Origin of the sequence: Pseudoruegeria sp. HB172150, from assembly GCF_013184805.1 — a bacterium.
In the GTDB taxonomy this organism is placed as follows: Bacteria; Pseudomonadota; Alphaproteobacteria; order Rhodobacterales; family Rhodobacteraceae; genus Psychromarinibacter.
In genome coordinates, this window is sequence record NZ_JAATNG010000004.1 from 237,186 (window position 1) to 261,855 (window position 24,670).

Sequence of the window (24,670 nt, forward strand, 5' to 3'; positions counted from 1 at the left end):
CCAATGAACATCAATGCCGCGATGAACGATCTGAGCCACGTGGTTGCCGCCGACCGCGCCCATGTCTGGCACCACCTGACACAGCACAAGCCGTACGAAACCATCGACCCGCGCGTCATCGTCGAGGGCAAGGGCCTGCGCGTCTGGGACGCGACCGGCAAGGAGTTCATCGACGCGGTGTCCGGCGGGGTCTGGACGGTGAACGTGGGCTATGGCCGGACCGAGATCGCCGACGCGGTGCGCGACCAGCTGGTCAAGCTGAACTTCTTCGGCGGGTCGCTGGGGACCATTCCGGGCGCGCTGTTCGCCGAGAAGCTCTTGGAGAAGATGCCGGGGATGAGCCGGGTCTATTACTCCAACTCCGGCTCGGAGGCGAACGAGAAGGTGTTCAAGATGGTGCGCCAGATCTCGGCGCGGCGTCATGGCGGCAAGAAGTCCAAGATCCTTTACCGCGAGCGGGATTACCACGGCACCACGATCACCGCGCTGTCGGCGGGCGGGCAGCCGGAGCGGAACGCGCTGTACGGGCCCTATACGCCGGGCTTCGTCGAGGTGCCGCATTGCCTTGAATACCGGGCGCAGTGGGATCTGTCGGGCGAGGCCTATGGCCAGCGCGCGGCGGATGCGATCGAGGAAGTGATCCTGCGCGAGGGGCCGGACACGGTGGGCGCGATCTGCCTGGAGCCGGTGACGGCGGGCGGCGGGGTGATCGTTCCGCCGCCGGGCTACTGGGAGCGGGTGCAGGAGATCTGCCGCAAGTACGAGGTGCTGCTGCATATCGACGAGGTGGTCTGCGGGCTGGGCCGGACCGGCACGTGGTTCGGCTATCAGAACTACGGCGTGGAGCCGGATTTCGTGACCATGGCGAAGGGTGTCGCGTCGGGTTATGCCGCGATTTCCTGCACGGTGACGACCGAGAAGGTCTTCGAGCTTTTCAAGGACGATGCGGCCGATCCGCTGTCCTATTTCCGCGACATCTCCACTTTCGGGGGCTGCACGGCGGGGCCGGCGGCGGCGCTGGAGAACATGCGCATCATCGAGGACGAGGGGCTGCTGGACAACTGCCTGGCCCGCGGCGCGCAACTGATGGAGAACCTCGAGGCGCTGAAGGAAAAGCATGCGGTCGTCGGCGACGTGCGCGGCAAGGGGCTGTTCTGCGGCGCCGAGCTGGTCGCGGACCGCGCCACCAAGACGCCGGTCGAGGAAAAGCAGGCTCAGGCGGTGGTGGCCGACTGTTCCAAGAACGGCGTGATCATCGGCGCGACCAACCGGTCGATCCCGGGGATGAACACCACGCTGTGCCTCAGCCCGGCGCTGATCGCGACGGCGGACGATATCGACGCGATCACCGATGCCATCGACGGCGCACTGGGGCGCGTTTTCGGGTAGGATCGGCGCCATGTGCATGAGGGAGAAGACACATGGCGAAGATGCTGGTTCACATCCACACCGGTCCCGGCGACGTCAACAAGGCGACGCTGGGGCTGCTCGTCGCGCTGACCGCGAAGCGGGAAGGCCATGACGTGACGGTGTTCCTTGCCGCGGACGGGGTGCACCTGCTGAGCCAGGGCCATCGCGACGACGAGGGGCAGGGCACAGGACGTATCGGCGATCACCTGGAAGGGCATGCGAGCGCCGGAACGCCGTTTCTCGTATCCGGCAAATCGGCGCAGGCGCGCGGTTACGACGACAGCCTGCTTGGCGGGCTGACCGCCGAATTCGCGATGCCGGACCGGCTGGTGGCGGAAGCGGCGGCCGCGGATACGGTTCTGTGCTACTAGGCCCTTCTTCTGGTTGAAAATATCCCGGGGGTTTGGGGGCGGAGCCCCCAACGACAAGCAAGATTCTGTGCCGAAGGCGCACAGACTGTCAGCGGCGGTTCGCTTGGCCGACCCGCCAGCCGGGGGGCTTTGCCCCCCAGACCCCCCAGGATATTTTCAACCAGAAGAAGCAGCTTACGTCCTCATTGCATCGACGCGCGGCTTTGCTATGACGCGTTGGACGTGGGCGAAGGGCCGGAACGATGGATCATTTTCTGTACCGCAACGGGGTGCTGCATGCCGAGGACGTGCCTGTCCCGGAGATCGCGGCGGCTGTCGGCACGCCGTTCTACCTGTATTCCACGGCGACGCTGACACGGCATTTCCGGCTGTTCGACGAGGGGCTGGGCGAGATGCCGCATCTCGTCTGTTACGCGATGAAGGCCAATTCGAACCAGGCGGTGCTGAAGCTGCTGGGGGATCTGGGCGCCGGGATAGACGTGGTGTCGGGCGGAGAATATGCGCGGGCGAAGGCCGCGGGCATTCCGGGGGAGAAGATCGTGTTTTCCGGCGTCGGCAAGACGCGGGAGGAGATGCGGCAGGCGCTGGAGGGCGGTGTCCGGCAGATCAACCTTGAAAGCGAGCCGGAAATGCGGGCGCTGTCGGAGGTCGCGGCGGCGATGGGCGTGACAGTGCCGGTGACGGTGCGGGTCAATCCGGACGTGGACGCGAAGACGCACGAGAAGATCGCCACCGGCAAGAAGGAAAACAAGTTCGGCATCCCGATTTCGCGCGCCAGCGAGGTCTATGCCGAGGCGGCACGCCTGCCCGGGCTGGAGGTCGTCGGAATCGACGTTCACATCGGCAGCCAGCTGACCGAGCTGCAGCCTTTTCGCGATGCCTATTCCTTGGTCGCTTCGCTCACCAAGCAGCTTCGTGCCGAGGGGCATGAAATCCGGCGGCTGGATCTGGGCGGCGGACTTGGCATCCCCTACGAGCGGTCGAACACGGCGCCGCCGCTGCCGGTCGAATACTGCGGCGTGATCCGCGAGGTGCTGGGCGATCTGGGCTGCGAGGTCGAGATCGAGCCGGGGCGCCTGATCGCCGGGAACGCCGGGATCCTGGTGTCGAAGGTGATCTGGGTGAAGCATGGCGATGACCGGGATTTTCTTATTCTCGACAGTGCGATGAACGATCTGATCCGGCCGTCGATGTATTCGAGCTACCACGAGATCGTGCCGGTCATGGAACCCGAGCCGGGGGTGGAGCACCGTCCCTATGACATTGTCGGGCCGGTCTGCGAGAGCGGCGATACCTTTGCCAAGGACCGGCCGATGCCGCCCCTGAGCGAGGGCGAACTGGTCGCTTTCCGCTCTGCCGGGGCCTATGGCGCGGTGATGTCGTCGGAGTACAACTCGCGTCCTCTGGTGCCGGAAGTTCTGGTTAAGGGGGATGACTTTGCCGTGATCCGGGCGCGACCGACCTTTGACGATATCATCAGCCGCGATATTGTGCCGGAGTGGCTGTAGCGCACTATCCCGTGCGTCGGGCCGCTGGCAGAGGTGCATGACCTTAGAGCGAACGACCTCCAACGATGCGCTGACCCGCCTGCGCTGGCCGCTGCTTCTGACCCGCTGGGGCATGGTGGCGGAGCGTGTGACGCGGGCGTTCTGGCCATTCTGGAGCGTTGTCCTGCTGGTGCTGGCGGCGCTGATGCTGGGGCTGCACGAGTCGCTTCCGCTGGAAATCGTCTGGGGCGGGTTCGTCGTTGCCGTGCTGGCGGCGCTGGGCTCGCTCTACTGGGGTATCCGCAGGTTCCACTGGCCGCATGCCGACGAGGCGATGGACCGGCTGGACCGGACGCTGCCGGGGCGGCCGATCACGGCGCTGGCCGATACGCAGGCGATCGGCGGCGAGGATGCGGCGAGCCAGGCGGTCTGGAAGGCGCACCTTGCGCGGATGGCGGAGCGGGCCGCGTCGGCGCGCGCCGTGGAGCCGGATCTGCGGATCAGCGCGCGGGACCCTTACGCGCTGCGCTATGTCGCGGTGCTGTTCTTTGCGGTCGCGCTGCTGTTCGGATCTTTCCTGCGGGTCACCACGGTCACCGAGATGACGCCGGGCCTTGGCGGCACCGGCGCGGTGGCGGCGGGGCCGAGCTGGGAAGGCTGGATCGAGCCGCCGGCCTATACCGGCAAGCCGTCGCTTTACCTCAACGACATTCCGCCGGGCGATTTCGCGGTGCCCGAGGCGAGCCGCGTGACTTTGCGGCTTTACGGCGATGCGGGCGACCTGACCGTGGCCGAGACGGTGTCGGGCCGGACCGAGGGGCTGCAGAGCGCGGCCGATCCCAGCCAGACCTTCGAGATCCATCAGCCGGGCACGATCCGCATCGACGGGCCGGGCGGGGCGGAATGGAAGGTGGACGTGATCGGCGACACGCCGCCCGTGGTCGCGGCGCTGGGCGAGCCGGAGCGCGGCCTTGGCGGCGAGATGCGGCAGAATTTCCGGGTCGAGGACGATTACGGCGTGCGGCTGGGCCGGGCGGAGATCTCGCTGGACCTCGATGCGGTCGACCGCCGCTACGGGCTGGCGATGGAGCCGGAACAGCGCGAGATGATCGTGCTGGACCTGCCGATGACGATCTCGGGCGACCGGGCGAATTTCGAGGAGGTGCTGATCGAGAACCTCTCGGAGCATCCCTGGGCGATGCTGCCGGTGAAGCTGGAGCTGTTCGCCGAGGATGACCTTGGCCAGACCGGGCAGTCGGAGCCGAACCACGTGGTTCTGCCGGGGCGGCGGTTCTTTGACCCGCTGGCGAACGCGATCGTCGAGATGCGGCGCGACCTGCTGTGGAACCGCGAGAACGGGCCGCGGATCGCGCAGGTGCTGCGGGCGATCAGCCATAGGGCGGACGAGGTGTTCGACTCCGAGACCGCCTATCTGAAGCTGCGTTTCGCGCTGCGGCGGCTGGAGCTGTTCAACGATTACGGCATCACCGACGAGCAGCAGGCGGAGCTGGCGCAGGTGCTGTGGGATATCGCCACGTTGATCGAGGACGGCAATCTGACGGGCGCGCTGGAGCGGCTGCGCGAGGCGCGCGAGCGGCTGGAAGAGGCGATGCGCAACGGCGCCACCGACGAGGAAATCGCCGAATTGATGCGCGAATTGCGCGAGGCGATGAACGACTACATGCGGCAGCTGGCCGAGCAGCAGCGGCAGGACGGCCAGCAGCAGGCCGAGCAGCAGGGCGACATGCGCGAGATCACCGGCGACCAGCTGGAAGCGCTGATGGAGCGGCTGCAGCAGCTGATGGAAGAAGGCCGGATGGACGAGGCGATGGAGCTGATGGAGCGCCTCGCCGAGCTGATGGAGAACATGCAGGTGGCCGAGGGCGAGGGTCAGCCCTCTCCGGGTCAGCAGGCAATGGACGGGCTGGCGGACACGCTGCGCCAGCAGCAGGACCTCAGCGACGAGACATTCGGCGACCTGCAGGAACAATTCGGCCAGCAGGGCGGCGGCCAGCAGGGCCAGGGCCAGCAGATGCCGCCGGGACAGGGTGGCAACCAGGGTCAGGGCCAGCAGCCCGGCCAGGGGCAGGGCCAGCAGGGCCAGATGGGACCGCAGGGCGGGCCGGGCGATCTGGATGCGGACACGCTGGCCGAGCGGCAGCGGTCGCTGCGCGAGGAACTGGGACGGCAGCAGGGCAACCTGCCCGGCGCCGGCACGCCCGAGGGCGATGCGGCGCGGGATGCGCTGGGCCGGGCCGGGCGCGCGATGGACGATGCCGAGGACGCTTTGCGCGAGGACGATCTGGCAGGTGCGCTCGACAGCCAGTCAGAGGCGATCGAGGCGCTGCGCGACGGCATGCGCGAACTGGGCGACATGATGGCCCAGAACCAGCAGAACCAGGGTCAGCAGGGCGAGGCGCAGGGTCAGGCGAACAACAGCCAGGCGCGCGACCCGCTGGGCCGGGAGCCCGGATCGAACGGGCAGATCGGCACCGAGGAAGAGATGCTTCAGGGTGATGACGTCTATCGCCGCGCTCGGGAACTGCTGGACGAGATCCGGCGCCGGTCGAGCGACCAGACACGGCCGGATGGCGAACTCGATTACCTGCGGCGGCTGCTGGACCGGTTCTGAGCCGCGCCGCGGTTCAGCGGAGCGCTACCACGAATTCCTGATCCGGCATGCGCGAGGCGACTTCTGCAACTATCATTGTCCTGACGTCGAGGCCGAGGTCAGCTTGTGGCTGACCAAGACAGTGCGTCCTCGAATGCCGGGCGCGGCGGCGCGTTATTCCTCGCCGCCGGTGCCGAAGCTGCCGGAGAAGTCGCGGAGTTTCGCGGCCAGATCCTCCACGGTGCCGTTCACCGTGATCCGCGCCTTGTTCACGCCGTCGACATAGATCGACAGGACCGTTTCGGATTGCGGGACGGAGCGGACGATCAGCGGCGCGAAGGAATAGACCAGGACCAGTACGATGCAGAGCCCCATCACCGCGAAAAAGCCGACGCGGAAGCCGGTGCGCTTCTTTTCCTCTTCGGTCGCGATCTCCGGTTCTGCCGTGGCTTCGCGGTCTTCCTGGCCGCGCAGGGTCGAATTGATCTCATCGACATCCGGCAGCAACCCGCTGCGCGGGCCAGAGTCGCCCTCGGGTTCGTCCTCCTGGCCGCGCAGCCGGGCCATTCGGGCACGGGCCGCCGCCGAACGTGTGGCAGTGACGGCGCGATCTTCCTCGGCTTCGTCCAGTCCGAGATCGGGCTGGCTTTCCAGCCCGCCAGTGGTTTCTTCGCGGCGTGCCTTCGTTTCGCGCTCGGCCTCTTCGCGGAGCACGTCGGCGACCGCCGGATCGAGGCTGCGCGGTTTCGGGGAGGCCGGGGTTTCCGGTGGCGTCTCTGCCGGGGCATCGGGCGCCGTTTCGGGAGATGCGGGGGCTTTCGCCGGATCGCTTTCGAGCGCGTCCTCGAGTTCGAGGTCGAAATCCTCGGGCCGCTGGAACCAGCTATGGCCGCAGTTGGAACATTGCACGTCCCGACCCGCCTCGGGGATCAGGCTGCCGTCTACATCGTATTGTGCACCGCAGTTCGGACAGATCAGTCGCATCGTATCCCTCGATATGCGCACAACTGCTTGTGCACCCCTCTTGCCCTGTTTCCAGAAGTTGTAGCAACCTTCCACCTCTTTTTAAAGCATTTGCAACGGGGCCGATTGCAACCCCTTTGTGATTTCGGCAAAAGAGCCGCAGTCTTTCCGGCAGAGTGGGGAAATTCCGTGATCGAGCTCGACGACGTGTCCTACAGTTACGGGGGCGGTGAACTGTTGAGCAACATAAGTCTGGACCTTCCTTCTGGATCGTTCCATTTCCTCACCGGTCCGTCCGGCGCCGGTAAGACAACCTTTCTCAAGCTTTGTTACGGGGCGCTTCTGGCCACGCGGGGGCGCGTTTCGGCCTTTGGCAGCGACCTGCGCGACATGGGGCGTGACGATATTGCCCGGCTGCGCCGGCAGGTCGGAGTGGTGCACCAGGATTGCGAATTTCTCGATCACCTGCCGGTGGAAGAGAACGTGGCACTGCCACTGACGGTGTCGGGGCGTGACCGCGGCACGGAAGCGGCGAACCTGTCGGAGCTGCTGTCCTGGGTCGGCCTGTCGGGGCAGGCGCGGTCGCTTCCGCCGGAACTGTCAGGCGGCGAGCGCCAGCGCGCGGCGCTGGCCCGGGCGGTGATCATGTCGCCGGAGATGGTGATCGCGGACGAGCCCACCGGGAATATCGACTGGGAGATGTCGCTGCGGCTGCTGAAGCTGCTGGTGGAGCTGAACCGGATGGGCAAGACGATCCTGATCGCTACCCATGACCTGAACCTGATCCGGGCGGCAAAACAGCAGGTTTCTGCGCGGGTCCTGCGGATCAAGGACCGGTCGCTGCAGCTGGCGGGGGCGGATCTGTGAATGTCATCGGCGACGGGCTCGCGATCGTCCGGGGCGATGCGCAGGCGGACCGCGTGGTACCGCCGACCGGGCATACCGCCTGGCTGACCACTTTCACCGCGGGGGCGATGGCGTTCCTGGCGGTTTTCGCGCTGGCACTGTCGCTGGCCACGGGGCGGCTGGCGGAGCGCTGGTCGAACGAGCTGGCGCGGACCGCGACGGTGCGCATTTCTGCCCCGGCAGGGCAGGAGGCGGCGCAGGTGCAGGCCGCGGAGCGGGTGCTGGAGCAGACGCCGGGCGTCGCCGAGACGCGGTTGCTGGATGTCGAGGAGCAGCGGGCGCTGCTGGAGCCGTGGTTCGGGCCGGACCTGCCGGTGGAGGCGCTTCCGATCCCGCGCATGATCGAGGTGATCGAGGACCGGCAGGGATACGATGCCGAGGGGCTGCGGCTGCGGCTGGCGGCAGAGGCGCCGGGGGCGGTGCTGGACGATCACACGCGCTGGCGGCGGCCGCTGGTTTCCGCGGCGTGGCGGCTGCGGATCCTGGGCTGGCTGTCGATCCTGTTGATCGCTGGGGCGGTCGGGGCGATGATAACGCTGGCGGCGAGTGCGGCCCTGGCGGCGAATGCGCAGGTGATCCGGGTGCTGCGGCTGGTCGGCGCGCGGGACGTCTACATCGCGCGCGCCTTCGTGCGGCGGTTCACTTTGCGGGCGCTGACAGGCGCGGCGGTCGGGACGGTGATCGGGATGGCGGCGATCGCGCTTTTGCCGCGCGCGTCGGAGGAGGGCGGGTTCCTGACCGGGCTCGGGTTCCACGGCTGGCACTGGCTGCTGCCGCTGGTGATCCCGGTGCTGGCGGGGCTTGTCGCATTCGCGGCGACGCGGCAGGCCGCATTGCGGTCGTTGAGGGAGCTGATGTGATGCGCTGGGTTCTGTCGCTGGTCTTCGTGGTTCAGATGTACCTGGCGATGGCGTTTCTGGCGATGTTCTACGTCTGGTGGGCGCTGGTGACGCCGAAGGGCGCCTATGCCGGGGTGCACACCTATTGCCGGTGGGTGCGGTTTTCGGCCCGGTGGATCGTCGGGCTGCGCAGCGAGATCCGGGGCGAGGTGCCGGTGGACGAGGTGCTGATCGCGTCGAAGCACCAGTCGTTCTTCGATATCATCCTGCTGTGTTCGGTGCTGCCGCGGCCGAAGTTCATCATGAAGAAGGAATTGCTGCGGGCGCCGATCCTGGGGTGGTTCGCGCTGAAGATCGGCTGCGTGCCGGTGGATCGCGGGCAGCGCGGCGCGGCGATCCGCAGGATGCTGGACGACGTGGCGAAGGGGCGGGCGCTGCCGGGGCAGCTGATCATCTATCCGCAGGGCACGCGGGTGGCGCCGGAGGCTTACCTGCCCTACAAGATCGGCAGCGCGGTGCTGTACCGGGAGCTTGGGCAGGATTGCGTGCCGGCGGCGACGAATGTCGGTGTGTTCTGGCCGCGCCGCGGGATCTACCGCAAGCCGGGGCTGGCGGTGCTTGAATTCCTGCCGCGGATGGCGGCGGGGATGGAGCAGGAAGCGTTCCGGGCGGAACTGGAGGCCCGGGTAGAGGCAGCGTCGGACCGGCTGATGGCCGAGGCGGGATTCGTGAAGGAACAGGGCTGATGGACTATATCGAGGATTTCGCGGCGCTGGAGACGGTTTATCCGGAGCCGCCGGTGGACAGGGCGGTGACCAAGGTCGTGCCGAAGCTGACGCCGATGTACCGGAAATGGATCATGGCGTCGCGGTTCTGCGTCCTGTCGACGGTGGGGCCGGAAGGCACCGATGCCTCGCCGCGGGGCGATGACGGCCCGGTGGTGGCGGAGCTGGACGAGAGGACGCTGGCGCTGCCGGACTGGCGCGGCAACAACCGGATCGACAGCCTGCGGAATATCGTGCGGGACGGGCGGGTGAGCCTGATGTTCATGGTGCCGGGATCGCAGAATGTGGTGCGGGTGAACGGCACGGCGCGTCTGACGGCCGACCCGGAGATGACGGCGCGGTTCGAGCAGAAGGGGATGCATCCGCGGTCCGTCATCGTGGTGACGATCGGCGAGATCTATTTCCAGTGCGCCAAGGCGCTGATCCGGTCGCGGCTGTGGAGCCGGGGCGACGAGAGCGAGGCGGTGCCGTCTGCCGGTGATTTCGTGCGCGAGATCGACGCCGGGTTCGATGGCGAAAGCTATGACAAGGGATATGAGGAATACGCCAAGCCGCGGCTCTGGTAGCCGTTATTCCGGAGCATTGCGGCAGGTTCGGCAAACGTCGCCTGCTCCGCCGTCTGGATGACCGCGTTCCGCCGGGCTCTCACGACATGAGACGCACCGGGATATTTGTAAACTGTGTAAAGAGCAGGTTCTGCAGCGCTTCGTGAAGCGCGTACAGAATCCGGTGGCCGGCACGGAGCGATTTACCATCCGCCTGTTGCACTTGTTACCCGTTGCACTTCCCAACAATGGAAGCGCCCCAAACTCGCCGCCGTGCCTCTGCCTGGCCCTGGCGGTACAGACCATATTTCTCTTTTAGTGCCGAGTTGATTAACGGTTGGTTAACATGCCGGTTTCGCGAACAGTTTCTTCAGGACTCAAGGTGATATCGGGGCCTACATCAGGTCCGGAAGATCGCAGTGCAGGCTGCGTTCCACGCTACAACACATGGCGCGCGTGCGGGGGCCGTAAGGACCCCCGTAGCAGGCGAGACCGCGTGGCGCGGTGATGTCGGTCAGGTCGAAGCGGGCGGCGCGGTCGCCAACAGAGCGCGCGGAGAGCGCGTTGAGATGGGCGATGGTGGCAGAGGCGCGGGCCGGCGGCGGATGGTGCGGGATCATGTGGACGCCCTTGAGCGGCACCGCCTCGACCGCAGAGAGATGCGCGGTCCGGCCGTCGAAGCGGAAATACGCCTTTCCCATCAGACCGTAATCATGGCCTAGCGGGGCCGCGTCCTTGCCGGCGCCGCCGATGAACAGGAAATTTCCCAGGGAATAGAAGATCGCTGCATTGTCGGCCGGGCGCGCCTCCACTGCGCGTACGACATGGGGGTGATGGCCGATGACGAGGTTGACGCCGGCCTCTTCGACGGCGCGGCGGAAGAAGGCGGCCTGGCTCCATTCCAGCTCTATCGCGTTTTCGGTGCCGTAGTGGATCGAGAGAATCCTGATGTCAGCCTCGGCGGCCTTCAGGCCCTGCAGGACGCGGTCGTACTGGCCGAGATGGGCCATGCCGGGATAGCTGTCAGACGGCGCGAAGGCGCCACCGCCGAAGCTGACCGATGACAGGGCGATGCGGACGCCTTTCACCGTGACGATGTGGGGCCGATAGGCATCCGATGTGGTGCCGATACCGGCGAACAGCAACGGACGGTCCGGCTGGTCCTCTGCCCGGAAGAAGGCCAGCGTGTCGGCGAGACCCGGCAGCCCGTGATCATAGGCGTGGTTGTTGGCGAGGCCGAAGGCGTTGACACCGGCGCGGATCAGGGCACGGAACTGCTCGGGGTGGCTGCGGAAGACGAACTGCTTGCCGTATTGCGGATGGCCGTCGCGGGCCGAAACCACGGTTTCGACATTCACGAAGTTGATGTCGCCGGTCCATTCGGGGCGCAGGTTCTCTGTGGCTTCGTCAATGGAGAAGAAGCGCCAGCGGCGGATGCCGTCGGGCGAGGGCGTCTCGCGGTTGCCGGCGAAATTGGTGTCGCCGCCGAAGGTGATGACGATCTCCTGCGCACGGGCGGGCATGGCTGCAAGCAGCAGAAGGACGAGCGCGGCACGGATCATCGTGATTTGCAGATCAGGTCGAGCTGTGTGCCGTTCGTCGGCAGGACGCTGGCGAAAAGATCGCGGGCCTGGGCATCGAGCGGCCATTTCGATTGCGTACCGGCGGTGCTGAGATAAGGACCTTGCGCGGTCTTGTACATGACCACGGGAATCCAGCCGGCCTGTGCCACGGCGAGCTTGCCGGTGGCGCCGCGGCAGAGTTCAAGCCAGGCGAGCGCGCCGGATCGGCGGTTCAGCGCGTCGAGCTGGCCGGAGACGAAATTGCCGAGCGAGTAGATGGCGAGGGTCTTGCCGACAGGACCGGAGAGCCAATCCCATCTCTGGACGACATGGGGGTGGGCGCCGAGGATTGCGGTGGCCCCGGCGGCGGCCATGTCTCTGGCGAGGCTGCGCTGTGCGGCGTCGGGTGTGGTGGCGTATTCGGAGCCCCAGTGCGGGGTGACGATGACTCCGGCGACCTGAGGGTTCCGGGCCTGCTGGCGGATGATCGAGAGAAGCTCGGCCCGGTCGCGGTAGCAGCGCAGGACCTGGCGGGAGGGATCGGCGAGGCCGTTGGTGTCGAAGCTGCAGGCGATGAAGGCGACGGGACCGGCGGGCGAGTCTACGTGCGTTACGAAGCTGCGTCCGGCGCCGGCGGCGATCGTGCCGGTATGGCTGAGGCGTGCGGATTTCAGCGCGGCGATGGTGCGGTCGGCCCCCAGCGGGCCACGATCCATCGCGTGGTTGTTGGCGGTGGAGACGACATCGAACCCAGCCGCCTTGAGCTGTTTGACGATGCGGGGGTTGTAGTTGAACTGCGGGTAGCCGGTATAGACCACCTCGTCGAGTTTCGCGCCGGGATCGCGGATGTCCTGCAGGGTGCGGGAAACGCCCTGCGCGGCGGGGCCCTCGAGGTTGGCATAGGCGATGTCGGCGCGGGAGATGAAGGGTTCGGCAGTGCGCCAGATGTTCCGGAAACCGTTTCTCGATGCATAGCCGTGGCGCTGCAGCGGGCGATGGAGGAGGACGTCGCCGACGGCGGCGATGGTGACGGTGGAGCCGCCGGTGCAGCTGTTGACGGTGGCGGGGGCCGGTTCGATCACGGCACGGCACATGGCACCTGCCTGCGCTGTGGCCGGGAGCGCGGCAGCGGCGGCTGCCAGGAGGAGCCGCCGGATGCGCATCAGAGATCGTCCCGGAAGATGATGAAGAGCACGGAGTAGCCGGGCTTGGTCAGGCGACTGCCGCTGTCATCGCGGAGGAAGGTGCCGTCGCGGGTGTAGTTCCAGCGCGGATTCCAGCTTTGGTCCGGTTCGGAGGTGAAGTAGCGGGGAACGGAGGCGGTCCAGAGCGGGGAGGTGTCGCCCGGCTGGCCGTCGCCGTGGAACAGGTTCCAGACCTGATCGGCGTTGGGCTGGCGCATGCGGATGCAGCCGTGGCTGTCGGGTGTGCCGAGCAGGCGGTAAAGGCCCTGGGTGGTGCCGTGCATGGCGACGCCCGAGATGCGGCCGCCGCCATAGTGCAGGTCGATGAAGATCGAGTTGTACATGCCCGGCGCGCCCCAGCCGCGGACATGGCGATAGGCGCGGTCGTCGACGTTGAAGATGCCGAGCGGGGTGGGGCCGGAGCGGCTGTTACCGGGATAGACGCGGCCGGTGGAGACGGGCCAGGAGTAGGTGGGCTTGTCTGGCTTGTCGGCCCAGTAATCGGGGTCGTGGAGGGCGAGTTTCCAGCTGGTGCCGTCGCGGGCGACGATCCACATCTTCTGGGCGCCGGGGCCGGAGAGGGCGGCGTTGATGTAGATGGCGTGGGTGTAGGCGGGGTCGATCCGGGAGGGCGGGAGATAGGCGGTGTCAGCGGGCAGCGCGCCGGGCTGGCCGAGGCGTTCGAGATAGCCGATCCCGGTGCCGGGCGACTCTATCGCTCTGGCGGGTGCGGCAAGCGTCAGCGCCCCCAGCGCCGCCAGTACCGTCCGTCTTGTCCAATACATTTCACAGCAATCCCAATCCCTGATGGATTGCCGTGCGCATGGCTGAAAACAGATCCGGTAAACCGAGACTGGCCTTCCAGTCTTCCGCAACGACAACCCCGGCGATGATGGTATCGTCCACGGGCCCCAAATCTACCATTTCGAACACTGCATCGAGGAATCGTTCGCCGGAAAGTAACCAAGCTGCAACAAGTGCGACGAAACAGGCGGCTGTGAAGCGGGTCATGGGGCGGATCCTGGTCATCGTGGCCTCAGAACTGGAAGTAGATGAATGGAGCGACGCCATCCTGGGCGGTCGCGAACATGATCCACACGCCGATTGCGAGGATTGCCGCCTGCAGTTCGGGGGCGAGGCGGGCGATCAGCATCTCGGCGCGGTCGCGCAGGGCGAGGGGGAGCCAGTTCATGGCGAAGCCCAGGGCGAGGAGGACCCAGACGAAGGGGATGATCTCGGGCGCGGCGTAGCCTTCGGATTTCGTGAAGGCCGCGAACATCTGCAATGTCTCGGGGAAGGAGGCGGCGCGGAACGGAATCCAGAGCAGGCCGACGATCACGAAGACGGCGGCGATTGCGAGGAGTTTCGGCAGGCGGATGCGCAGGCGGCGGAAGACGCGCTCGATGGCGAGGAAGGCGCCGTGGAAGAAGCCCCAGAGGATGAAGTTCCAGCCCGCGCCGTGCCAGAGGCCGGCAAGCGTCATCGTCAGGATCAGGGTGAAATGGCTGTGCAGCGGCGTGCCGCGGTTGCCGCCGAGCGGGATGTAGAGATAGTCGCGGATCCAGGTGGAGAGCGAGATGTGCCAGCGCTGCCAGAAGTCGCGAAGGCTGTCGGCGCGGTAGGGCTGGTCGAAGTTGATGTGGAACTGGTAGCCCAGCAGCAGGGCGACGCCGATGGCGATGTCGGAATAGCCGGAGAAATCGCAGTAGATCTGGATCGCGTAGCCCAGCGTCGCGGCGAGGGCGGAGAGCCAGTATTGCCCGTCCGGAAGGCCGAAGACCGGGTCGACCAGCAGGACCGACAGGTAGTTGGCGACCACCATTTTCTTGAACAGGCCCGACAGGATCAGGACGACGGCGGCGGCCCGCGCCGTGGTATCGGGGCGGGTGGGCGCGTCGATCTGCGGCAGGAAATGCGCGGCGCGGACGATGGGGCCGGCGACGAGCTGCGGGAAGAGCGAGATGTAGAGGAACACGTCCGCCGGATTCTTTCGCGCCGGGATGTGGCCGCGATCCACGTCCATCACGTAGGAGATGGCCTGGAAGGTGTAGAAGGAGATGCCTACCGGCAGGATCAGCGTCAGCCATTGCAGGTCGCGCGCGAAGGCGGTGCCTTCGAGCAGGCGCTGCAGGTTCAGCATGAAGAAGTCGTAATACTTGAAGACCCCGAGCACGCCCAGCATCGCCACGATGGCGAGGACCTTGGACAGCTTGCGGAGGCCCGGTTTCGTGACACCGATCCCCGCGAGGTAGGCGGTGGCGGAAACGAAAGCCATCAGGGCGAGGAAGCGAACGTCCCACGCGGCGTAGAAGACGTAGGACGCCGCGATCAGCAGCGCCTTGCGCCAGCCGTTTCTGTTCCAGACAATCAGGTTCAGCGCCAGAACAACGGCGAAGAACCCGATGAACTGGAGCGTCGGGAAGACCATGCGTTACTGCAGGATGCCTGCAACCTCGACGCTGGGCGGAGAGAATATGCCGGGGTTGTCGCGCTCGATCTCGGTAAGGATCCGGTCGACGACCTTGTAGTAGCCGTTCACCGTGAAATGCGAGCCGTCGCCGGCGCGGATCGTCTCGCCATTCACGACGGTCGAGAATTCACCGCCCGGGCCCGCCGTGAAGGAGGGCAGCGAGATGAAGTTGGCGCCGTTTGCGGCGGCGGAGGCGCGGAAGATCGAGTTGGCCTTGGTGAGCGCCGCGTTGCGGTGCGGGTCACGGTCGGGCGCGGGGCCGAGAAGATAGGTTGCGGCGCCATACTGACCGGCGACGGCAAGGATCTTGTCGGCCTGGGCGCGATAGGCGGCCTCCCATTCCGGCGTGTCGTAGGGCACGGTGCCGGAGGGCAGGCGGATCGGCTGATCGTCGTTGGCGCCGAAATGGGCGATCACGATATCGGGCCGGATCGAGGCGGCCTGGCCCGCGAAATTCGACGGCCAGTCGTAAAAATCGACGCGCGACAGGCCGGTAGAGGTCTTGCCGCGGTTGGTGACGTTGGCAACGAGGCCGCGGTCCTTGACCCGCTGGATCATGAATATGCCAAAGCCGTCTGCGAGGGAGTCGCCGATGATCAGGATGCGCACCGGATTGTCCGGGGTCACGTCGCGGGTGACGCGGGCGGGGATCGTGCCGCCCCGGATCGTGGGATAGGACGGTGTGCTGGGCGTGCTTGGTGTCGTCACGGGCGGGGGATCCTGATGGAACTGCACGGACAGGTCCTGCGCGCGGGCCTTGTAGGGGTCCGTGGTGCTGCAGGCAGCGACGAGGCAGAGGAGCCCGGTAACGAGGGCTCTACTGAAGCTTGACATCTTGTAGGGCGATCCTGCGATTGGTGTTGGCGATCAGCTTTTCAAGCTCGCCCAGAATGCGGCTGGCGACAAGGTCATAGCCAGGCTTGGTAAAATGGACCTTGTCCGGGGCGCGCAGCTGCATCAGGCGGCCGTTCAGCTTTCCGTTCATCGCAAAATCGTCGGTGCCGAACTTGGTGAACTCGTGAATATCCACGAAATTGCCGCCAGCCTTGCGCACGGCATCGGCCTGCAGCTGAGAAATGATCTGGTAGGAGGGTTCCCAGCTGGTATTGCCCACGACGGGCAGGCCGAACCAGTAGACCGCGGCGGAGCGGTCGCCCAAGGCGCGGGTCAGATGCGCCACGCGCTGGGTGTATAGGGAATTCCAGGTGTCGGTGTTGAAGCTTTCGCGGGTGCGGCCGTTGCGGATGGTGGTGATGTCGTTGGCGCCGAGCTGCACGATGACAACGTCGGTTGTGTCCTCGCTGGGTTCGCCGGCGGTGGCGAAGTAGCGGCCGAGCCAGTCTTCGTCGGAGGTCTTGGCGAGGCCGTCGGACACGGAGGTGAGGCGAACGACATTCATCGTGTCGCACCGGGCGAAGGCGCGGTGGAGCGATCCCCACAGACCCTCGGCCAGGCTGTCACCCAGCACCAGCACGCGCATCGGCGTCTTCGGGCACTCGGGCGCGTCGACCGCCTCGGCGCCTGCGCCCGTGGCCAGCAGGGCCAAAAGGCCCAGCATTGCTGCCGCCAGCATTTCTCTCATCACCGCCCCCTCGGTCGTCCCATCCTGCTCAGCCCTGGCTGGTCAGCGCATCCGCGTATTCGCGAATCGCCGCCGCCGTTCCCGGACCGGGTACCCCATCAACCCGTCCACGATAAAGTCCGGCATCGCGCAGCCGCTCCTGAATTAGCCGCACAACTTCGCGATCCCTGTCGGCCAGCTGCGTTGTCAGCCGGTCGATTGCCGTCGGGTCGCCCTGTTCCAGCGCTTCCCAGTAAAGATCCGCCGCCTGATCCGGCTGCGGCGCACCGGCGTCTCCGCCACGCTCGTACAGTTCGGCGAGGAACGAGAAGGCGTGGGTATAGCCCTGCTCGACCGACTTTGTCAGCCATTCCTTCGCCTGGGTCTGCGACGGTTCCGTCCCGGTGCCCGTAAGATAGTAATAGCCAACAAAGAACTGTGCCAGCGGATTGCCCTGATTGGCGATATTTTCGGCGATGGCGAAAGCGTCCTTGCCACTCTTTCCGGGAACGAGATCCTTGGAATAGATCACCGTCAAAATCTCCTGGCTCAGCCAGTCGCCCATCTCGGCGCCCTTTGCAGCAAGCGCTTCGACCTTCTGCAGGTCGATCCGCCCACCGTCGGGCGGTGCGTATTCGGAATACGCGGCCAAGCCATACGCGGCGGGCACCTCTGCCTCCATGCCGAAATCATAGGCAGCGCTGGCGAGCGAATAATCGCCTGCAGCCTGCGCGATCCTGCCGAGGGTGGTGCGCAGGAGCCCGTCCTCGGGGAATTCGCGGGCAGCCGATTCGCAGATGCTAAGCGCCTGCGGCTGGTCGATCTCCTCGAGTTTGCGGGGCCCGCCGAACTGCGGCAGGCCGGCGGCGTCCAGGCAGGGCTGGCGCAGGGTGTCCAGCTTGGCGAGGATTTCGAGGGTCGCGTCGACCTCGGCCTGCCCGTCGCAGACGGTGCAGGATATGAGGTACATTTCCAGCTTGTCAGGATTGCGCGTGGCGACGGCGTCATCCAGCAGATCGCGTTCGGCCCGGTAGGCGGTGTCGGCCTCTATCTCGGAGATCAGCGCGGCGGCTTCCTCGCGGTGGGTGCAGGCGATGCAGCCTTCGACATAAGCGCGCAGTTCGGGCAGGCCACGCTTTTCGGCGGCGGCGAGGAACTGCTGTTCCTCCTCGTCTCTGGCGGCGGATTTGGCGTCGATCGTGTCGATCATTGCCAGCGCCTCTTCGCGATGTTCGCACAGAGCGCAGTTCTCGACATAGATCGAGAGACGTTCGCGGCTGCTATCATTGCGGATGCGGTTCCAGATCTCGCCTTCGAGCGCGGCGGTTCGGGCGGCGTCTTCTGTCGCCTGCAGCCGGGCCTGCAGTTCTGACTCGTTCGGGCAGTAGACGCAGGTGTCGAGGAAGGTGCGCATGTCTGCTACCTCGGCCGACTGCAGCAGGAACATCGCTTCGAACGTTTCGTGGTAGAGCCGGTTCTCCATCGCGTCGAAGGGCGTTCGGGCGGCGTGATCGACGAGGATCTGTGCGGGATCTTTCTGCGCCTTGAGGATCAGCGAATAGGCGGGGCCGCAGCCGCGCGACTTGGCGCGGTTGAGGGCGGCGGTCAGGTAGGTTTCGACCTCTGCCGCGGTCGAGATGCCGTCGCCATCACCAAACGGCGTGCGGTCGGCCAGGCCGCTGATCAGGCTGTAATGCAGGGGCTGCGCGGTGTCGCAGCCGGCGCTTTCGCCGGTCTCGATCATCAGCACCAGCATGTCGAATTCGAGCCCGGTCAGCGCGGTCTGCAGCCCGGGCAGGGCGGCGGGGAAGACATCCGCCGTGTCATTGAGGTGCAGGAAGCCTACGCGGCGGTTTTTTGGCGCGAAGGCCTGCACTGCAGAACCGAGGCGGCCGGCGAAATCCTCGGATGTCAGGCTGTCGTCGCCGAGCGACAGGCGCACGCCTTCGCCGGACTGTTCCAGGCTGGCGCGGGCGATCAGGTAGAACTGATCGAATTGTCCGGCCTCGTCGGATGGGCCGGAGACGAAGGTGGAAACCGGGTTGGCGCGGAGGCGGGCGGCGAAGACTTCCTGCTGGACGGCGCCCGCTTCTGGCAGGGCGGGGATCGAGATCAACGGCAGGTCCGCGGGCAGCGCGCCTTCGAGGCCGGCCTCGGGCGCTGTGCCGATGAAGAGGAGTTGCATCCGGCCATCGTCCCCGGCGGAAACTGCGGGTGCGGCGGGAAGGGTAGCGATCAAAAGACTGGCGGCAATACGAAACAAACCAGGCAAATGCACAAATATACTCCTCTCGGGCAGTCAGCGGGCGGGCAAGTCCGCGCCGAGGCAGGGAAACGGTAGCCAAGCGTGCTGGCTACGACAACAGCGAGGATGTGCAAAGCCGGGGAATGCACGCCATTTCAAGGGTCTGTCACGTCGCGATTGTTGCGCGCCGGGCACAAATCGTGCCCTCGGGCGGCGGCAATCTGCATGCATTGGCGCGCCGTGGAAGGAATCACCTGCCCCGGCGCGGCTCAGCCGGGTTTTCGGAAGATGCGGGTGGCCTGGAACATCTCTTCCAGACGCTCGATCCGGTTTTTGGCGGCGTCCCAGCGGCGGGTCTGCACGTCGGCGATCAACGCCTCGACGATCAGGTTGATGGCGAGAGTGGAATCCCAGCTCGACGGCACCTCGACCATGGCGTTGACGATGTAGTCGGCGGTCTTCGAGATCGGCGAGCCCCATTGATCGGTGAACAGAACGATGGTTGCGCCGCTGTCCTTTGCCAGTGTGGCGAGCTTGGCGAGATCGCCCTCGTAGCGGCGGATGTCGAACAGGATCAGGACGGCACGCGGATCCATGTCGAGAAGGTATTGCGGCCAGACGTTCGGGGATTCCGAGAGCAGCGTCACGCCGGGACGTATGATCTGCAGGTGGTTGTAGAAGTAATCGGCGTTGGAGCGGGTAATGCGGCCGCCGGAGAGGAAGAGCGGCCGGTCGGGTTCGGCAAGGATTTCCGAGATCGCGTCGAACACCGCAGGGTCGAGGCGGTCGATGGTCTGGTTGAGGTTGTCGAAGGCGGCCTCGGCGAAATGGCGGAAGGCAGGGGAATCCGCGCGGTTTTCCGGCCAGCCATCGCGTTTCAGGATCGGGTTCTTGATCTGCGCCGCCGCCTCGTCGCGCAGCGCGTCCTGCAGTTCGGAAAACCCGTCAAAGCCCAGCTTGCGCGCCATGCGGATCACGGTGGGTGTGGAAACGCCGGCGGCCTCGGCCAGCTTGGTGATCGATTGCAGGCCCGCGACAGGATACTCGCGCATCAGAGCGGCAGTTACCTGCCGTTCCGCCGGCGTGAGGTCGGCGCTGTGATCGCGGATGCGATCCTTGACGATGCGCTTGGCGTTCAATGCTGTGCCGCTGCGAAATGAAGCATTTTGTACAGGCTAACGTCAGGCCGTAGCAACGTCTACGAAATTTTCTTGACAGCGCGCGCGGCGGAACGGCTAATCCGGTGCATGCCTGCTGCTGATGCTCCCATGATCCTTGCCGCCCAGGAAGGCCCGCCGGTCACCGTGGTGAACCCGGAGGGCAAGTCGCAGATCTGTCTGGTCTGCGAGCATGCGAGCGACTTCATTCCCGCGTCCCTGAGCGATCTGGGGCTGGCGCCGGAGCACCGGCATTCACATGCCGTCTGGGATATCGGTGCGGCAGAGCTGGCGCGGCGGATGTCGGAGGCGCTGGACGCGCCGCTGGTGATGAGCGGCGTGTCGCGGCTGGTTTATGACTGTAACCGTCCGCCCGACGCGCCTGATGCGATCCCGGCGCAGACCGAAACGATACCTGTACCGGGCAACCGCGCCCTCGGCGAAGCCGACCGGTCCGCGCGTGTCGCGGCGGTTTACGATCCTTTCACGCGCTCTCTGCGAGAGACCCTCGACCGCTTCGCCACGCCACCGGCGCTGGTTACCGTCCACAGTTTCACCCCGGTCTGGCACGGTGCGGAGCGGGCGGTCGAGCTAGGTCTTTTGCACGATGCCGACGAGCGGCTGGCCAAGCGGATGCTGCTGGCGGCCGATCCGGCGATACGGACCGAACTGAACGCACCCTATTCCGCGGCGGACGGTGTCACGCATACACTGAAGACACATGCGATTCCGCGGGGGCTTGAGAACGTGATGATCGAGGTGCGCAACGACCTGCTGCGCGATGCGGCGGGGGTGGACAGGATTGCGGGAAACCTGATCGTCGCGCTGCGCCGCGCGCTGGCCGCGGGGGCGCACGCCGCATGATCGGGGCGATTCAGGGATATGTCCGCGTCGTCGACCGGGTGAACCACTTTATCGGCCGGATCGTGATGTACGGGATCTTCGTGCTGATGGGGATCCTGCTGTGGTCCTCGATCTCGAAGACCTTCTTTCTGCCGTCGCTGTGGACGCTGGAAATGGCGCAATTCACGATGGTGGCCTATTACATCCTGGGCGGGCCCTATTCGATCCAGATGGGATCGAACGTGCGGATGGACCTGCTGTATGGCGAGTGGACCGACCGGCGGAAGGCGCAGGTGGACGCGATCACGGTGCTGTTTCTGATCGTCTATCTGGGTTTCCTGCTGTGGGGCGGCTGGGGCAGCCTGATGTATTCCTTCAGCTATGGCGGCGAGCGCAGCCCGACGGCGTGGCGCCCGTACCTGTGGCCGATCAAGTCGGTGATGGTGTTCGGCATCTTCCTGATGCTGCTGCAGGCGGTCAGCGAGCTGTGCAAGGACGTGCTGCGGCTGAAGGGCTATGACATGGGGCCGAAGGACGGCGACGAGACCAACCTGTCCCCTGTCGAGAAGGGCGCGGATTGATGTCCTACGAGATGATCGCCCTTCTGATGTTCGCGTCGATGATGCTGATGCTGATGACCGGGCAGCGCGTGTTCGGCGCCATCGGCTTCGTGGCCGTTGTGGCGGCGTTCTTCCTGTGGGGGGACCGGGGCGGCTACGACCTTGGGTTTTCCGCCGCGATCAAGCTGATGAAGTGGTATCCGCTGCTGACGCTGCCGATGTTCATCTTCATGGGCTACGTGCTGTCGGAAAGCCGGATCGCCGACGACCTTTACAAGATGTTCCACGTCTGGATGGGCGGGCTGGCCGGCGGGCTGGCCGTGGGGACCATCGGGCTGATGGTGCTGATCTCGGCGATGAACGGGCTGTCGGTCGCGGGAATGGCGATCGGGGCGACGATCGCGCTGCCGGAGCTGCTGCGCCGGAACTACGACAAGCGGATGGTGACGGGGGTGATCCAGGCGGGATCGTCGCTGGGGATCCTTGTGCCGCCATCTGTGGTGCTGGTTCTGTATGCGATGATCGCGCGGCAGCCGGTGGGGCAGCTTTGGCTGGCCGGCGTGTTTCCGGGGCTGATGATGGCGGCGCTGTTCGTCGTCTACATCGTGATCCGCTGCAAGATCACGCCGGGGCTGGGGCCGGTCCTGCCGAAGGCGGAGCGCGACATTCCGATGCGGGAAAAGCTGCGGCTGTTGAGCGCGGGGCTGCTGCCGCTGTTCATCTTCTTCGCGATGATGGTGCCTTTCGTGAACGGCTGGACCTCGCTGGTGGAAAGCTCTGCCATCGGCGCCATCGCGGCGTTCCTGGCGGCGGTGCTGAAGGGGCGGATGACGCGGGAGGTGTTCGAGAATTCGGTCCGGAACACGCTGGGCATCACCTGCATGTTCATGTGGATCATCCTGGCGGCGCTGGCCTTTGGCGCGGTGTTCGACGGGCTCGGGGCGGTGAAGGCCATCGAGGACCTGTTCACCGAGAAGCTGGGACTGTCCCCCTGGATGATCCTGATCCTGATGCAGCTGTCCTTCATCGTGATGGGCACGTTCCTGGACGACACCGCGATGCTGGTGATCGTGGCGCCGCTTTATGTGCCGCTGGTGGACGAGTTGGGCTTCAACCTGATCTGGTACGGGGTGCTTTACACGATCACCACGCAGATCGCCTATATGACGCCGCCCTTCGGTTATAACCTGTTTCTGATGCGGGCGATGGCGCCGCCGGAGATCGGGCTGCGGGATATCTATTCGTCGATCATCCCGTTCGTCTTCGTGATGGTTGTGGCGCTGACGATTGTCATGGTGTTCCCGGACATCGCGCTTTGGCTGCCGGCATACGTTTATGGATACTGAGCATGGGCCTCGACATCATACCACTCCCACGCGCGAAGGCCGGACACGAGGCGGAGTTTCGCGAAATCTTTCTGAAGCTGCGTGCGCCCGACACTGATAAGCGCGCTGGATTGTGGGGAAAACTGAAGGGTCGCGTGCCGTCCGAGCGAGAGGGGCAAGTGCTGACACAGCGATTCCAGGAGATCAGCGAGCCGCATTACCTGACCATCGAAGCTCCGGAGGTCGGACGAGACGCTGCCGCCGATGAATGGGTTCGCGAAGCGTTCGCGGAGGGGAGACTAAGCGGCATTCAATCCGTTGAAGATGCCCTGGCCCAGCTGTCCGGCTATCGCGTTCTGGAGATCATGCCTGAGAGTGATGGGTTCCCGGTTTACTCCAATGGCGATGCGTACGAGGGCGTAGATCGCGCGAGCTTTCGTGGCTCTTTTCTGACCGAATGCGAGAATTTCTTGCCCGAAGTGCTGCTCAACAGCGCGTGGAAACCAATGCTGGCCGAAGAACTCTCTGCCTGGGGCGATGCCGTTGCTGAGGAAGCCAGAAAGTTCGCGGAGACAGAAGGTGTCGTACAGGTTCTAGGGAAGCGAGATATCGAGGAAGACTTAGAGACACCGGCCAGAAGCGCGCATATTGCCGACAGTGCCGCCCGTTGGGCATTATTCTGGTCTGCGCGGGCTCACGGCTCTGACGCCTATTTCTGAATGATAAACAAGAGGCGGGGAACCGTTCTGAACGATTAAACCGACAAGGAGAGAAGACCATGACCAACAGACGCAAGTTCCTGCAGGGCGCCGCCGTTGCCGCGCCTGCCGCGCTGGCCACGCCGGCGATTGCACAATCGACCATCACCTGGCGGCTGCAGACCTATGCCGGCCCGGCGCTGGCCGAGCATGTGCTGGACCCGGCGATCGAGAAGTTCAACGCCATCGCCGGCGACCGGATGCAGATCGAGACTTATTATTCGGACCAGATCGTGCCGACCGGCGAACTGTTCCAGGCGCTTCAGCGCGGCACCATCGACGCGGTGCAGTCGGATGACGACTCGATGGCCTCGCCGACCGAGGTGACGGTGTTCGGCGGGTACTTCCCGTTCGGCTCGCGTTATTCGCTGGACGTGCCGGTGCTGTTCGACCGCTACGGGCTCGACGCGATCTGGAAGGAAGAATACGCCAAGGTCGGCGTGAAGCACATCTCTGCCGGGGCGTGGGACCCTTGCCATTTCGCCACCAAGGACCCGATCCGGTCGCTGGCCGACCTGGAAGGCAAGCGCGTCTTCACCTTCCCGACCGCCGGCCGGTTCCTGAGCCAGTTCGGCGTGGTGCCGGTGACGCTGCCGTGGGAGGACATCGAGGTCGCGGTACAGACCGGCGAGCTGGACGGCATCGCATGGTCGGGCATCACCGAGGACTATACGGTGGGCTGGGCAGACGTGACCAACTACTTCCTGACCAACAACATCTCGGGCGCGTGGATCGGCCACTTCTTTGCCAATATGGAGCGCTGGGAAGAGCTGCCGGACGACCTGAAGACGCTGTTCGAGGTGTGCTGCGCCGAAAGCCATTACTACCGCCAGTACTGGTACTGGGGCGGCGAGGCCGATCTGCGGGTCAACGGCACCAAGATGGAGCTGACCTCTATCCCGGACGAGGAATGGGCGACGGTCGAGGCCGCCGCGCGCGAGTTCTGGAACGAGATCGCCGCGGAATCCGAGACCAAGGCGAAGGTCGTGGAGATCTTCAAGAAGTACAATTCGGACATGGAAGCGGCGGGCCGCCCCTACCGCTACGGCTGATAGCCACTATCATTGTCGCAAGACCGGAGGGGGCCG

General features: G+C 65.5%; 23 protein-coding genes. 13 read left to right on the top strand and 10 right to left on the bottom strand.

The features are described 5' to 3' along the window. Positions 1–3: 3 nt before the first annotated feature. The 4 genes from HCO70_RS17960 (at position 4) to HCO70_RS17975 (ending at position 5,900) form a co-directional block, all read left to right on the top strand. Positions 4–1,389 (top strand): aspartate aminotransferase family protein, encoded by a 1,386-nt coding sequence (locus HCO70_RS17960; protein WP_172298707.1) that lies wholly within the window; start codon positions 4–6, stop codon positions 1,387–1,389. A gap of 32 nt (positions 1,390–1,421) precedes the next feature. Beyond that, positions 1,422–1,781, top strand: coding sequence for a DsrE family protein (locus HCO70_RS17965; protein ID WP_172298709.1), 360 nt, complete (start codon positions 1,422–1,424; stop codon positions 1,779–1,781). 242 nt (positions 1,782–2,023) lie between these two features. Next, the gene (gene lysA / locus HCO70_RS17970; RefSeq protein ID WP_172298711.1) at positions 2,024–3,289 is read left to right on the top strand and encodes a diaminopimelate decarboxylase; all 1,266 of its coding nucleotides are present in this window, start codon (positions 2,024–2,026) and stop codon (positions 3,287–3,289) included. Between the two features lie 37 nt (positions 3,290–3,326). Next, on the top strand, positions 3,327–5,900 hold the full coding sequence (locus HCO70_RS17975; protein WP_253913356.1) for a TIGR02302 family protein: 2,574 nt from the start codon (positions 3,327–3,329) through the stop codon (positions 5,898–5,900). 153 nt (positions 5,901–6,053) lie between these two features. Here HCO70_RS17975 and HCO70_RS17980 read toward each other — a convergent pair whose 3' ends face one another. Beyond that, positions 6,054–6,863 (bottom strand): zinc-ribbon domain-containing protein, encoded by an 810-nt coding sequence (locus tag HCO70_RS17980; RefSeq protein WP_172298713.1) that lies wholly within the window; start codon positions 6,861–6,863, stop codon positions 6,054–6,056. Positions 6,864–7,031: 168 nt separating this feature from the next. On the opposite strand from HCO70_RS17980, the gene HCO70_RS17985 reads away from it, so the two are divergent. Genes HCO70_RS17985 through HCO70_RS18000 form a run of 4 tightly spaced genes read left to right on the top strand, consistent with a single transcriptional unit; the run spans position 7,032 to position 9,938 of the window. Continuing rightward, positions 7,032–7,709, top strand: coding sequence for a cell division ATP-binding protein FtsE (locus HCO70_RS17985; RefSeq protein WP_371742260.1), 678 nt, complete (start codon positions 7,032–7,034; stop codon positions 7,707–7,709). Next, the gene (locus HCO70_RS17990; protein ID WP_172298717.1) at positions 7,706–8,608 is read left to right on the top strand and encodes an FtsX-like permease family protein; all 903 of its coding nucleotides are present in this window, start codon (positions 7,706–7,708) and stop codon (positions 8,606–8,608) included. The genes HCO70_RS17985 and HCO70_RS17990 overlap by 4 nt, the downstream gene beginning before the upstream one ends. After that, on the top strand, positions 8,608–9,333 hold the full coding sequence (locus tag HCO70_RS17995) for a 1-acyl-sn-glycerol-3-phosphate acyltransferase (RefSeq protein ID WP_172298719.1): 726 nt from the start codon (positions 8,608–8,610) through the stop codon (positions 9,331–9,333). Before HCO70_RS17990 ends, HCO70_RS17995 begins: the two co-directional genes overlap by 1 nt. Next, complete coding sequence (locus tag HCO70_RS18000) at positions 9,333–9,938, top strand: pyridoxamine 5'-phosphate oxidase family protein (protein ID WP_172298721.1); 606 nt, start codon at positions 9,333–9,335, stop codon at positions 9,936–9,938. The genes HCO70_RS17995 and HCO70_RS18000 overlap by 1 nt, the downstream gene beginning before the upstream one ends. Before the next feature lie 374 nt (positions 9,939–10,312). Here the strand turns inward: HCO70_RS18000 and HCO70_RS18005 are convergent, their stop codons facing one another. From HCO70_RS18005 to HCO70_RS18045, 9 genes are all read right to left on the bottom strand, one after another. Beyond that, on the bottom strand, positions 10,313–11,479 hold the full coding sequence (locus tag HCO70_RS18005; RefSeq protein ID WP_172298723.1) for a CapA family protein: 1,167 nt from the start codon (positions 11,477–11,479) through the stop codon (positions 10,313–10,315). Continuing rightward, positions 11,476–12,642: a CapA family protein gene (locus tag HCO70_RS18010; RefSeq protein WP_172298725.1), complete on the bottom strand. Its 1,167-nt coding sequence runs from the start codon at positions 12,640–12,642 to the stop codon at positions 11,476–11,478. The genes HCO70_RS18005 and HCO70_RS18010 overlap by 4 nt, the downstream gene beginning before the upstream one ends. Continuing rightward, positions 12,642–13,448, bottom strand: a complete 807-nt coding sequence (locus HCO70_RS18015) for a L,D-transpeptidase (protein WP_172298727.1) — start codon at positions 13,446–13,448, stop codon at positions 12,642–12,644. The genes HCO70_RS18010 and HCO70_RS18015 overlap by 1 nt, the downstream gene beginning before the upstream one ends. Position 13,449: 1 nt before the next feature. Then, the gene (locus HCO70_RS18020; protein WP_172298729.1) at positions 13,450–13,674 is read right to left on the bottom strand and encodes a hypothetical protein; all 225 of its coding nucleotides are present in this window, start codon (positions 13,672–13,674) and stop codon (positions 13,450–13,452) included. Between the two features lie 25 nt (positions 13,675–13,699). Then, positions 13,700–15,091: an MBOAT family protein gene (locus tag HCO70_RS18025; RefSeq protein WP_172298731.1), complete on the bottom strand. Its 1,392-nt coding sequence runs from the start codon at positions 15,089–15,091 to the stop codon at positions 13,700–13,702. A 3-nt stretch (positions 15,092–15,094) separates the two neighbouring features. Then, a complete protein-coding gene (locus tag HCO70_RS18030) occupies positions 15,095–15,967 on the bottom strand; it encodes a DUF459 domain-containing protein (RefSeq protein ID WP_172298733.1) in 873 nt (290 codons plus the stop codon). Then, positions 15,951–16,715: a GDSL-type esterase/lipase family protein gene (locus tag HCO70_RS18035; RefSeq protein ID WP_172298735.1), complete on the bottom strand. Its 765-nt coding sequence runs from the start codon at positions 16,713–16,715 to the stop codon at positions 15,951–15,953. The genes HCO70_RS18030 and HCO70_RS18035 overlap by 17 nt, the downstream gene beginning before the upstream one ends. Positions 16,716–16,743: 28 nt before the next feature. After that, positions 16,744–18,879 (bottom strand): SEL1-like repeat protein, encoded by a 2,136-nt coding sequence (locus HCO70_RS18040; protein WP_172298737.1) that lies wholly within the window; start codon positions 18,877–18,879, stop codon positions 16,744–16,746. 329 nt (positions 18,880–19,208) lie between these two features. Next, positions 19,209–20,078, bottom strand: a complete 870-nt coding sequence (locus tag HCO70_RS18045) for a MurR/RpiR family transcriptional regulator (protein WP_172298739.1) — start codon at positions 20,076–20,078, stop codon at positions 19,209–19,211. Between the two features lie 108 nt (positions 20,079–20,186). Here HCO70_RS18045 and HCO70_RS18050 point away from each other — a divergent pair, with 108 nt between their 5' ends. The 5 genes from HCO70_RS18050 to HCO70_RS18070 are packed head-to-tail and all read left to right on the top strand — an operon-like array spanning position 20,187 to position 24,634. Continuing rightward, on the top strand, positions 20,187–20,960 hold the full coding sequence (locus tag HCO70_RS18050; RefSeq protein WP_172298741.1) for an N-formylglutamate amidohydrolase: 774 nt from the start codon (positions 20,187–20,189) through the stop codon (positions 20,958–20,960). Further along, complete coding sequence (locus tag HCO70_RS18055) at positions 20,957–21,520, top strand: TRAP transporter small permease subunit (protein ID WP_172298743.1); 564 nt, start codon at positions 20,957–20,959, stop codon at positions 21,518–21,520. Before HCO70_RS18050 ends, HCO70_RS18055 begins: the two co-directional genes overlap by 4 nt. Continuing rightward, positions 21,520–22,845 (top strand): TRAP transporter large permease subunit, encoded by a 1,326-nt coding sequence (locus HCO70_RS18060; protein ID WP_172298745.1) that lies wholly within the window; start codon positions 21,520–21,522, stop codon positions 22,843–22,845. The genes HCO70_RS18055 and HCO70_RS18060 overlap by 1 nt, the downstream gene beginning before the upstream one ends. Before the next feature lie 2 nt (positions 22,846–22,847). Then, positions 22,848–23,543, top strand: coding sequence for a hypothetical protein (locus tag HCO70_RS18065; protein WP_172298747.1), 696 nt, complete (start codon positions 22,848–22,850; stop codon positions 23,541–23,543). Between the two features lie 59 nt (positions 23,544–23,602). Next, complete coding sequence (locus HCO70_RS18070) at positions 23,603–24,634, top strand: TRAP transporter substrate-binding protein (RefSeq protein WP_172298749.1); 1,032 nt, start codon at positions 23,603–23,605, stop codon at positions 24,632–24,634. The last annotated feature ends 36 nt before the right edge of the window (positions 24,635–24,670 follow it).